9 protein-coding genes are annotated in these 11,315 nt (G+C 70.2%); 3 read left to right on the top strand and 6 right to left on the bottom strand.

The features are described from left to right. On the top strand, window positions 1-1,062 hold a 1,062-nt coding region (locus tag C1J00_RS28440; protein WP_102911864.1), incomplete at its 5' end, for a dienelactone hydrolase family protein. A 3-nt stretch (window positions 1,063-1,065) separates the two neighbouring features. On the opposite strand, the gene C1J00_RS28435 is transcribed toward C1J00_RS28440, so the two are convergent. Further along, the gene (locus C1J00_RS28435) at window positions 1,066-3,282 is read right to left on the bottom strand and encodes a glycoside hydrolase family 43 protein (RefSeq protein WP_102911862.1); all 2,217 of its coding nucleotides are present in this window, start codon (window positions 3,280-3,282) and stop codon (window positions 1,066-1,068) included. A 247-nt stretch (window positions 3,283-3,529) separates the two neighbouring features. Here C1J00_RS28435 and C1J00_RS28430 point away from each other — a divergent pair, with 247 nt between their 5' ends. Then, window positions 3,530-4,684, top strand: coding sequence for a right-handed parallel beta-helix repeat-containing protein (locus C1J00_RS28430; protein WP_102911861.1), 1,155 nt, complete (start codon window positions 3,530-3,532; stop codon window positions 4,682-4,684). Window positions 4,685-4,896: 212 nt separating this feature from the next. Here C1J00_RS28430 and C1J00_RS28425 read toward each other — a convergent pair whose 3' ends face one another. The 3 genes from C1J00_RS28425 to C1J00_RS28415 all read right to left on the bottom strand — a co-directional run bounded on the left by C1J00_RS28425 (window position 4,897) and on the right by C1J00_RS28415 (window position 7,263). Continuing rightward, window positions 4,897-5,730: a pectate lyase gene (locus C1J00_RS28425; RefSeq protein WP_102911860.1), complete on the bottom strand. Its 834-nt coding sequence runs from the start codon at window positions 5,728-5,730 to the stop codon at window positions 4,897-4,899. A gap of 82 nt (window positions 5,731-5,812) precedes the next feature. Continuing rightward, a complete protein-coding gene (locus tag C1J00_RS28420) occupies window positions 5,813-6,667 on the bottom strand; it encodes a hypothetical protein (protein ID WP_102911859.1) in 855 nt (284 codons plus the stop codon). After that, the gene (locus C1J00_RS28415) at window positions 6,664-7,263 is read right to left on the bottom strand and encodes a SigE family RNA polymerase sigma factor (protein WP_102911858.1); all 600 of its coding nucleotides are present in this window, start codon (window positions 7,261-7,263) and stop codon (window positions 6,664-6,666) included. Before C1J00_RS28415 ends, C1J00_RS28420 begins: the two co-directional genes overlap by 4 nt. Window positions 7,264-7,536: 273 nt before the next feature. Here C1J00_RS28415 and C1J00_RS28410 point away from each other — a divergent pair, with 273 nt between their 5' ends. Further along, complete coding sequence (locus tag C1J00_RS28410) at window positions 7,537-8,994, top strand: NCS2 family permease (RefSeq protein ID WP_102911857.1); 1,458 nt, start codon at window positions 7,537-7,539, stop codon at window positions 8,992-8,994. A 93-nt stretch (window positions 8,995-9,087) separates the two neighbouring features. Here C1J00_RS28410 and C1J00_RS28405 read toward each other — a convergent pair whose 3' ends face one another. Both C1J00_RS28405 and C1J00_RS28400 read right to left on the bottom strand, forming a co-directional pair. Further along, window positions 9,088-10,545 carry a peptidoglycan D,D-transpeptidase FtsI family protein gene (locus C1J00_RS28405; protein WP_102911863.1) on the bottom strand — a complete coding sequence of 486 codons (1,458 nt, stop codon included), beginning with the start codon at window positions 10,543-10,545 and terminating at the stop codon, window positions 9,088-9,090. A 75-nt stretch (window positions 10,546-10,620) separates the two neighbouring features. Next, window positions 10,621-11,283 (bottom strand): response regulator transcription factor, encoded by a 663-nt coding sequence (locus C1J00_RS28400; RefSeq protein ID WP_102911856.1) that lies wholly within the window; start codon window positions 11,281-11,283, stop codon window positions 10,621-10,623. Window positions 11,284-11,315 lie beyond the last annotated feature (32 nt).

Genomic DNA, 11,315 nt, shown 5'->3' with positions numbered 1-11,315 from the left:
GTCGTGGACGGCCCGCTGCCCGACTTCCACCCGGCGCTGAAGGACGCCCTGACCTTCCCGCTCGCCTGGGGCAGGTCCCCGATCCGCGACTTCCGTGCCTGGCGTCGCGCCGCCCGCGCCACCGTCGAGGAGCACCTTCTCGTCGAGCGGCAGGACGGGACGCCGTACGCACCGGAGATCGGCGTTCGTGCCCAAAGCGAGGAATTCACGCGGGAGTTGGTCACCCTCTCCCTCACCCGCCACGAACGGGTGCGCGGCGCCCTGCTCACCCCGCACGGCCGCGGGCCCTTCCCCGCCGTGCTGCTCCTGCACGACCACGGCGCCAGATTCGACATCGGCAAGGAGAAACTCGTCCGGCCCTGGTACGACGACACGCGTCTCGCCTCCGCCCGGGCCTGGGCGGACAAGTACTTCAGCGGGCGGTTCGTCGGTGACGAACTGGCACGGCGCGGCTATGTCGTGCTGTGCCTGGACGCGCTCGGCTGGGGCGACCGCGGCCCGCTCGCCTACGAGCAGCAGCAGGCCCTCGCCGCCAACTTCTACAACCTCGGCTCCTCGCTCGCCGGGCTCATGGCCCGGGAGGACCAGCGGGCCGCCGCCTTCCTGGCCGCACTCGACCGGGTGGACGCCCGGCGGGTCGCGGCCGTCGGCTTCTCCATGGGCGCCTACCGCGCCTGGCAGACCGCCGCCCTCAGCGACCACATCGCGGCCGCCGCGAGCGTGTGCTGGATGACCGGTCTGAAGGAGATGATGGTGCCCGGCAACAACACGCTGCGCGGGCAGTCGGCGTACTACATGCTCCACCCGGGTCTCGCCCGGCACCTCGACATCCCCGACGTCGCGAGCATCGCCGCGCCCCGGCCGATGCTGTTCCTGGGCGGCGGGCTCGACACACTGTTCCCGGCCGAGGGCGTACGGGTCGCGTACGACAAGCTGCGTGCCGTCTGGCGGTCACGGCACGCCGAGGAGCGGATACGGACGAAGACGTGGCCGGAGCTCGGCCACGTCTTCACCCGCGAGATGCAGGACGAGGTCTTCAGCTGGCTCGACGACGTCCTGTGAGGCTCATCGCCGTACCGGCTTGATGCCCTCCAGGGTCGGCACCACCGGCTTGATGCCGCCGTCGGCCGCGAACTCCATGCGGTCGATGGTGGTCTCCCGGTGCGTGCCGTCGCCGCCGGGCCTGCCGGGGCCGTTGAGGGCGAAGCGGTGGTAGACCATGTACCAGTCGTCGGTGCCCGGGGTGTTCACCACCGAGTGGTGACCGGTGCCGAGGATGCCGTACTCGGGCCGCTTCTCCAGGATGGTTCCGCGCTTGGTCCACGGGCCGAGCGGGGACGGGCCCGTCGCGTACGCCACGTGGTAGTTCTCGCTGCGGGTGTCGTCCTCCGACCACATGAAGTAGTACGTGCCCTTGCGCTTGATCACGAAGGCGCCCTCGCGGAAGTTGTCCGGGGTGATGTCCTTCGCCTTCGACGCGTCGAACGACACCATGTCGTCGTTCAGCGGGACGACGTACCCGTGCCCGTTGCCCCAGTACAGGTACGCCTGACCGTCGTCGTCCGTGAAGACCGACGGGTCGATCATCTGGCCCTTGAACGGCCCGCCCTTGGCGACCAGCGGCTTGCCGAGCGCGTCCTTGAAGGGGCCGGCGGGGGAGTCCGCCACCGCCACGCCGATCTGCTGCTCGGCGCAGAAGTAGAAGTAGTACTTGCCGTTCCGCTCGGCGATCGCGGGCGCCCAGGCGTTCTTGTCGGCCCAGGTCACGTCCGGCCCGAGGTCGAGGATGACGCCGTGGTCCTTCCAGTTGACCAGGTCCTTCGACGAGTACGCCTTGAACTTGGTGCCGCTCCAGCCCGGGAAGCCGTCCGTCGTCGGGTAGATCCAGTACCTGCCGTTCATGTACCGCACGTCCGGGTCGGCGTTGAGGCCGGGCAGGAGCGGGCTGCGGGTACGGACCGCCTCGACCGTCCAGGTGCGCTTGGTGCCGTCGGCCGCCGTGACCGTGTACTTCTGCGGCTTGCGGAAGTCGCGCCGGGTGCCGGACTTCGGGCTGAGCGCGGCGCCCTCACCGACCCACAGCTTCGGGGCGAGGCCGCGCAGATCGGCGTTCGGTTCCATCGGCAGCACGACCTTCGAGGCGCTGTCCGTGACGATGGAGTAGCCCTTCTGGTGCTTCGCCGTCGCGTCCACCACCGAGGCGGGCGTGGCCGGGTACGCGGCCAGCAGGCGGTCGTACTCCTTCTGTGTCACCGGCAGGACCGTGCCGTGCCGGGGGCTCGCCGGGAGCTGGTAGTCGGCGGACGGGGTCCACTTGCCCGAAGCGAGGTCGGTGGTCTCGAACGGGATGTAGCCGCGGCCGCCGTACTCGTCGCTGAACAGGTACCACTTCTTCTCGGTGTTCGACTTGAACACCGTCGGGCCCTCGCCGCGGTCCATCGCGCCCTTGCCGATGCAGTCGGCCACGAACTCGTACTTCGTCGAGGTCAGGGACGTCGACTTCTCACCGGTGATGAACTTCGAGCAGGGGCTCGAAGAGCTGGGGTCCCGCTCGTCCTTGGTGTAGCGGTAGTACTCGTCCTTGTACTTCACGACCGTGGAGTCGATCACCGAGTAACCGGGGTCGTTCCAGATCTTCGGCTCGCTGAAGGTCCGGAAGTCCTTGGTCGTCGCGTACATCATCTTGTTGTACGTGCTGCCCTTGTGCTCCGGGTCGTCGTCGGCGTACAGCTTCGACGCCCAGAAGACGACGTACTCACCGAGCTCGTCGTCCCAGTAGGCCTCCGGGGCCCAGGTGTTGCCCGCGTTGTCCGGGGAGACCTTCACCAGGCGCTGGTCGGTCCAGTTGACCAGGTCGGTGGACTCCCAGACCATGATCGACTTGCTGCCGTGCCGCTGCACCTGGTCCCAGCTGCCGCTGGAGTTCTGGTACATCCGCAGGTCGGTGGCGATGAGGAAGAACTTGTCGCCCTTGGGGGAGCGGATCACGAACGGGTCGCGCAGGCCCTTCTCGCCGATCGTCGACGTCAGGACCGGCTTGCCGGCGTTGAGCTCACGCCAGTGCAGCGCGTCGTTGCCCCGGCTGAGGGCGTAACGGATCTGCTCGCCGTCGGCGGTGCCCTCGCCCGTGAAGTAGGCGAAGAGATAGCCGGCGTACTTGCTGTTCTTCACGGGTGGGGCTCCGGGGTCTGCGGTGCTGGGCGGTGCCGTGAGGAGGGTCAGAAGGAGGCCGGTCAGGGCCAGGAACGGAAGCAGGAGCGTGCGGGCGATGCGGGGGCGCATGACACTTCCTGTCGGAGTGTGGGGGATTCTGTTGGATAGCGGCCCTCGGAGTTTCACCGGAGGGACGCAGGGCGTCAACGGGTGAGCGTGCGGCCGTCGGCTCCGAAACTTTCGAAACGGCGGGGGCTCCGGGGCGCATGGCGCGGCAACCCTTTCGGGCACGGCGGCGACTGGTGGACGGGAAACGGGCCGGAGCGGGCCCCTCCGAACCGTTTCCGTCCCCGGTCCCCCAGGAAAGGAACGCTCCGTGCCGCCGAGCGCCGGACGCCATCGCAGCACCCGTACGCTCTCCATCGCCGCGGCCGTGGCCTGTGCCGCCGGGGCCGGCGGCGTCTACCTCGGGCTGACGACCGGCGGCGCACGGGCCGCCTCGACGACGGTCACCGTCTCCACCGCGGCCCAGCTCGAAGAGGCCGTGCGGAACGCCACCGCAGGCACCGTGATCCAGGTCCGCGGCGGCACCTACTACCCGTCCGCCACCCTGGAGTCCAGCGCGAACGGCACTCCCTCCGCGCGCATCACCCTGCGGGCGTACGGCGGGGAGAAGGTGCGGATCGACGGGTCCGCACTGCCCGCAGGCTCCTGGCTGGCCGGGATCGCCGGTGACCACTGGACCGTCCAGGACCTGGTCTTCGTCAACTCCCCGGCCCAGGGATTCGTCGCGACGTCCTCGGCCGGCGGGGTCTTCAGAAACCTGGTCACCGCGGACAACGGGGACTCCGGCTTCACCCTGCGCGGCGACGGCACCACCGGCAACCTCGTGCAGAACCTGGACAGCCACGGCAACTACGACCCGGCCGGCCACGGCCGGAACGCCGACGGCATCGCGGTCAAGTTCGGTTCCGGGACCGGCAACAGGATCACCGGGGCCCGGCTCTACCACAACTCCGACGACGGCATCGGTCTGTGGCAGTTCTCCTCGAAGGTGACCATCGAGCGCTCCTGGGCCTTCGGCAACGGCGAGAACCGCTGGAAGGACACGGACTTCGAGAGCAACGGCAACGGCTTCGAGCTGGGCGGCGGGGGCGCGTCCGCCGCCCACGCCGTCACCGGCAACGCGGCCTGGGCCAACACGCGGCACGGCTTCACCGCGAACTCCAGCACCGTCGCCGTCGCCCTGAACCGCAACACCGCGTACGCCAACGCCGGGAACGGCTTCTCCTTCGCCACCGGCGCGGCCCGCCTCGGCGGGAACCTCGCCGTCGGCGACAAGGGCGGAGCGGCGAAGCTCGGCCCCTCGGCGGCCTCCGCCGGCAACACCTGGGACAGCGGCACCGCCACCCCGTCCTTCCGTTCGACGGACGTGGCCGGCGCGTACGGAGCCCGCCGGGCGGACGGATCCCTGCCCAGGACGGCGTTCCTGACGACCGGCTCCGCGACCGTCGGCTCGGCGATGGACTGAGGGGCCCCGCAAGGCGACGCCCCCGTCGGTGCGAAGCGACGGGGGCGTCCTGCCGACCGGCCGAGGGGGGCTCGGCCGGTGCCGTCCGGCCGTCCGGAGGGGGGCTCCGGAGGGCCGAGGTGCCGGGACGTCCGGCTGGGGGGCCGGACACCCGGCGTTCCGGCCGGCCCAAGGGGGGACGAGGGCCGGCCGGAGTCACAGGGGGGCAGCGCCTACTGGTAGCTGATGTCGGAGGCCTTGAACTTGCAGCTCTTGCCGTCCGGGCCCGCCGGCTTCAGCTCCTTGGGCTCCTTGCCCGTGTTGTTGCCCTCGAAGCGCACACACGTCTTGATCTTCTTCTTGCTGTCTCCGTGGATGCGGATCTTCGACAGCGTCGCCGTGTCGCCGTAGTTGGCGTTCACCCCGACGATCGAGTTCATCGGCGCCGTCACGTCGATGTCGCTGAGCACGATCGTGCGCTTGTGCTGGGTCTTGCAGTTGCCGCAGGAGCGGACCAGCTTGCCGGCGTTCTGGACCTGGAAGCCCGACACGTGCAGGGTGCCGGCGCCGTTGAACTGCAGCACCTTGTCGTCGGCGTTCCGCGCGCCGCCGCCGATCACCTTGTACACCGCGGACGAGGACTTGCCCTTGAAGCTGGCCGCGTCCTCCCCGACGTCCAGCCACCACACGTTCTGCAGGGTGCAGGTGCCCTTGCAGTGCACGCCGTCCGCCGCCGGGGTACCGATGATGACGTTCTTCAGGACCGCGCCGTCGGCCAGCTCGAAGAGCGGGTCCTGGCCCTCGTCCTGGCTGCCGCCGCCGAGCGCGCCGGTGCCGTAGAACATCTTCATCCCGCCGTCGCGGACACCGGAGACCGGGATGGTCTTCGAGACGGGCGTCTTGCCCTTGTCCGTGGGCCAGGAGGACGCGGCGCCCGCCGTCGACAGCATCGACGTGGTGATGATCGCCGCTCCCGTGATGCCGAACGCGGACACCGCGGCGATCACCGCCCGCCGCTTGGTGACGCTGCGGCGGTGGCGGACGCGCTGTTCTGCTAATGCAGTCATGTACCGATTCCTCAGGTGGGTGACTCTTGCGCCTGGTGGTCGCCACCGGTGAAGAAAGGGTTGCCACGACTCCAGGAGAATTTCACGAGCCGCCGTCGCCGTCGTCCACGGCGGCGAAGGAACCGCCCACCGACAGCTGCCGCGAACCGGCGGCGGCCGTCACCGCGTAGCGGTCCCGGCCCGCGTCGCGCCCGCCGCGGGCGTGGTCGAACTGGCCGGCGAACACCCACTCGCCCGCCGGGACCGTACGGCCCTCCTTGAGGGTCCAGGTGTAGACGAGGAAGCCGTCCCGCTCGGCGACCGCGAGGGTGAAGTCGGTCTCGGGCAGGGAGCGCCACGCACCCGCGTCGGAGACCCCGCCGGTCTGGGCCACCTCCAACCGCACGGTCAGCGCGGTCAGTTGCTCGCCGGCCTTGAGGGTGATGTTGCTCTGCGCCCAGAAGTCGTTGCTGTGCGGGTCGACCGAACCGTCCGACCACAGCGGACCGTCCTGCGTGCCGGCGGCGGGCGGCCGCTCTGCGGCCGGGGCGCTCGGTGTCCTCGACGGGGGCGGGCTCGACTCGCGGCGCTCGGGCGACCGGCTCGGCGCCGGCTCCACCGCAGGCGGAGGTGCGGGCGCCCGGCTCGTCGACTCCGGGGACGGCGTGGGCGTCGCCGACGTGGCCACCTCCTGCTGCCGCGGGGCGGTTTCGTCCTTCACCGCCGACGCCACCGCGTAACCGCCCACCGCCAGTACGCCGGCGACCGCGGCCGTCGCACCGGTCACCCGCATCCAGCCGAGCACCTGCGGACGCGTCGCCCGGTGGCCGGAAACGGCCGGACCGGCCATGCCGCGCTCGACCCGGGCCAGCATGCGCTCCCGGTCGGGCTCGTGCGCCCCGGCTTCCTCGTGCAGCCGGGCGCGCACCTCCTCGTGCACGTCACGCCGCATGCTCATCGGTCCCTCCCTCCGCCCTCGCCGGTGCGCACGCCTTCCACGACGGGCGAGCAGCGCGGAGCGCCCAGCGCCGCGTGCATCCGCTGCGGCACGCCCCGCGCCCCCAGCAACCGCTGGAGTTCGGCCATCCCTTTCGAGGTCTGGCTCTTCACCGTACCCACCGACACCCCGAGCGCCAGCGCGGTGTCCTTCTCCGACAGATCGAACGCGTGCCGTAGCACCACACAGGCCCGCTTGCGGAACGGCAGCCTGCGCAACGCCTCCTGTACGTCGACCACGCCCGCGATGTCCGGGTTCTCGGTGTTCTCCTCGCGCTGCGACCAGAACAGGGCGATGCGCCGCCGCTCACGCACCGCACTGCGGATGCGGGTACGGGCCAGGTTGGCGACCACGCCGCGCGCGTACGCCGCCGGATGGTCGGCCGCGCGCACCCGGTCCCAGCGGTGCCACAGCGCCAGCAACGCGTCCGCCGCCAGGTCGTCGGCGGTGTCCGTCTCGCCCGTCAGCAGGTAGGCGAGGCGCGACAGTTCGGCGTAGTGGCGCTCGAAGAAGGCGTGGAACTCCACGGAGGCGGCGTCGTCGACGACTGTGCCCACGGGCGACCTCTCCTCGCAGCGGCTGCGGACGCTCCCGGGCGGGGCGCCCTGTGTGGCTGTCATGTAGATGACATGTGATCATCCGGGGGAGGCCCGGACGAGATCGGGAAGCGTAGCAGCGATCGCAGGATGGTTCGTACGGAGCTTCGAACGGCGTAGGGCGGGCCGGACTCTGATTCCGTAACACGCAGAAAACCTGAACGGGGTTCAACGCGGGCACAATCCGGCCAGCATCCGCACACCGATCACCCCAGGCACCGAGGAGCACGCGCCATGTCCGAACCGCAGCAGGCCACCGGCCGGCCACCCACCACGGCACCGCCGTCGAACAGCGTCGACCGGTTCTTCCGGATCTCCGAGCGGGGCTCCACCTTCGGCCGGGAGATCCGCGGCGGCTTCGCCACGTTCTTCACGATGGCCTACATCCTTGTCCTGAATCCCATCATCCTGGGCAGCGCGAAGGACAAGTTCGGGCACCAGCTGGACACCGTCCAACTCACCACCGCCACCGCCCTGGTGGCCGCCGTCATGACGATCATCATGGGCGTGGGCGGCAACCTGCCCCTCGCGCTGGCCGCCGGACTCGGCCTGAACGCCGTGGTCGCCTTCCAGATCGCCCCGCTGATGAGCTGGGACGACGCGATGGGCCTGATCGTCCTCGAAGGCCTGCTGATCTGCGTGCTGGTGGTGACCGGTCTGCGCGAGGCCGTCATGCACGCGATACCCCAGCCGCTCAAACAGGCGATCAGCGTCGGCATCGGCCTGTTCATCGCCTTCATCGGCTTCGTCGACGCCGGGTTCGTCAGCCGCATCCCGGACGCCGCGAACACCACCGTGCCCGTCCAGCTGGGCGGCACCGGCACGCTCGCCGGCTGGCCGATGCTCGTCTTCTGCCTCGGCGTGCTGCTGACGATCGGACTCCTCGCCCGCAAGGTCAAGGGCGCCATTCTGATCAGCATCGTCACCATGACCGCGCTGGCGATCGTGATCAATTCCCTGGCCGACATCAAGTCCTGGGGCCTGACCACACCCTCCTGGCCGGACCGGCTCGTCGGCGCCCCCGACTTCGGACTCCTCGGCGACTTCGACCTGTTCGGCGCGTTCAGCGCCCCCGGCGTCGGCGTCATCACCGTCGTCCTGCTGATCTTCACCCTGATCCTGTCCGACTTCTTCGACACCATGGGCACGGTCGTCGGCATCAGCGCCGAGGCCGGGCTGCTCGACGAGGACGGCAAGGTCCCGAACCTCGGCCGGGTGCTGCTCATCGACGGTGCCGCCGCGGTCGCCGGCGGTGCGGCCTCCGCCTCCTCGGCGACCTCCTACATCGAGTCCGCCGCCGGTGTCGGCGAGGGCTCGCGCACCGGCTTCTCCAACCTCGTCACCGGCGGCCTGTTCGGCCTGGCGCTGTTCCTGACCCCGCTGCTCACCATCGTCCCGCTCCAGGCGGCCGCCCCCGCCCTGGTCGCCGTCGGCTTCCTGATGATGACCCAGGTCAGGCACATCGACTGGGACCGCTACGACATCGCCATCCCCGCGTTCCTGACCATCGCCGTGATGCCCTTCACCTACTCCATCACCAACGGCATCGGGGCCGGCTTCCTCGCCTACGTCGTCATCAAGACCGTCCTGGGCAAGGCCAAGGAGGTCCACTGGCTGCTCTGGGGGACCTCGGCGCTGTTCCTCGTGTACTTCGCGATCGACCCGATCGAGCAGCTCCTCGGAGCGAAGTGACGCCGGGGGCACGCTGACACGAGGACGGGCCGCCCCCGGGGGGAGGGGGGCGGCCCGTCTCGTCTCTACAGACGGCTTATCGGCAGCGGAGGTTCAGTCCTTGAGCGCCGCTTGCATCATGGCCTTGGCGACCGGGGCCGCCAGGCCGTTGCCGCTGACCTCCGAACGGGCCGCGTCCGACTGCTCGACCATGACCGCCACGGCGACCTCCTTGCCCGACGAGTCGGACTTGCCGTACGAGGTGAACCAGGCGTACGGCACCTGGCTGTTGTTCTCGCCGTGCTGGGCCGTGCCCGTCTTGCCGCCCACGGTCGCGCCCGGCACCTGGGCGTTCGTGCCCGTGCCCTTGCTCACGACCGTCTCCATCGCCGACTGCAGCTGCTCGGCGGTCGAGGAGCTGACGATCTCCTTGGTGCCCGCCTCGTCGTCGTAGTCCCGCAGCACGTCACCGCCGCTGCCGGTGATCTGCGAGACCATGTGCGGCGACACGAGCTTGCCGCCGTTGGCTATGGCCGCCGACACCATGGCCATCTGCAGCGGTGTGGCGGTGACGTCGAACTGGCCGATGCCCGTCAGGGCCGTCTGCGACGGGTACATGTCCGACGGGTACACGCTCGTGTAGGCCCGGACCGGCACATCCAGCTTGTCGTCGTTGAAGCCGAACCTCTCGGCCATCGCCTTCACCTTGTCCTGGCCGAGCTTCACGGCCATCTTCGCGAAGACGTTGTTGCACGAGTACTCCAACGCCGTGCGGATCGTGGCGTTCGTGCAGGGGGCGTTCGGGTTCTCGTTCGTCAGCTGCCGTGTGGTGCCCGGCAGCGTGTACGGGTCGGGGCTGTCCGTCCGCTCGTCCACCGACGAGTACAGCCCGTCCTCCAGCGCGGCCGCCGCCACGACCAGCTTGAACGTCGAACCGGGCGGCAGCGGCTGCCGCAGCGCACGGTTGACCAGCGGCTTCTCCGGGTCCGTCGTGAGCTTCTGCCAGGCCGCCCCCGCCGTGTTGGCATCGGTCAGCGATGAAGGGTCGTACGACGGCGTCGACACCACCGCGAGGATCTTCCCGGTCCTCGGGTCGATGGCGACGGCACCGCCCTTCTTGTCGCCGAGCGCCTCGTAGGCCGCCTTCTGCACGTCCGGGTCGATGGTCGTGACCACGTTGCCCGGCTCGGCCCGCTGGTTGGTGAGCGTGTCCAGCACGGACTTCAGCCGGCTGTCCGTGCCGTTGAGCAGATCGGTGTAGATGCCCTCCAGCTGAGTCGGGGCGTACGCCTGCGACGCGTAACCCGTCACCGCCGCGTACAGCGGGCCGTCCGTGTACGTCCGCTTGTACTTCAGGTCGCCCGTCTTCGTGGGCGCCGAGCCGGTGACCGACCGGCCGCCCACGATGATGTTCCCGAGCGGCGCCGAGTACGTCTCGATCGCGTTCCGCCGGTTGTCCTTGTCGTCTGCCAGCGCCTGGCCCTCGTAGAACTGCACCCAGGTCGCCCTGACCAGCAGAGCGAACACCAGGAGCAGCGCGAAGACCGAAGCGCGCCTGATCGTCTTGTTCATTCCGAACAGGAGGACGAGCCACACCGGGCGGAACGTTCCCGTCCGTCCCGGTTTCTCATGCGGCGGGCCGGTTTCTCATCCGCCGTTCAGAAAGCCGGCCTCGTACGCCGCGATCACCGCCTGCGTGCGGTCCCGGGTGCCGGTCTTGGCCAGCACCGCCGCGACGTGCGACTTCACCGTGGCCGCGCCGACCTCCATCCGGCGGGCGATCTCCGCGTTGGTCAGCCCCTGCGCCATGTGCCGCAGTACCTCCCGCTCACGGCCGGTGAGCTTCGCCAACCACGCGGGCGGCGCCGGGTTCGCGCGGGCGTGCTCGGTCGCGAGCGTGCGGACCGCCGCCGGGAACAGCAGGCTGTCGCTGCGCGCCACCAGCCGGACCGCCTGCACCAGCGCGTCCGCGTCCGCCCGCTTCAGCAGGAACCCGGCCGCTCCGGCGCGCAGCGCGTCGTAGACGTAGGAGTCGTTCTCGAACGTCGTCACGACGACGATCCGTGGCGGCTGGTCCAGCGTGGCGAGGATCTGCTCGGTGGCGCGGATCCCGTCGATCTCCGGCATCCGGACGTCCATGAGGACGACGTCGGGCCGCACCTCCCGTACCACCGACACCGCCTCGGCACCCGTGGCCGCCTCGCCCACCACCTCCAGGTCCGGCTCGGCGGACAGGATGGCGCGCAGCGCGGTGCGCACCATGCGCTCGTCGTCGGCGAGGACGACACGGATCGGGGCCGGGCGGGTCATGCGGGTCCTCTCATCGGGGTCCTGTCACAGGG

The organism is Streptomyces cahuitamycinicus (assembly GCF_002891435.1).
Classification (GTDB): Bacteria; Actinomycetota; Actinomycetes; order Streptomycetales; family Streptomycetaceae; genus Streptomyces; species Streptomyces cahuitamycinicus.
This window is presented reverse-complemented; position numbering and strand designations above follow the sequence as displayed.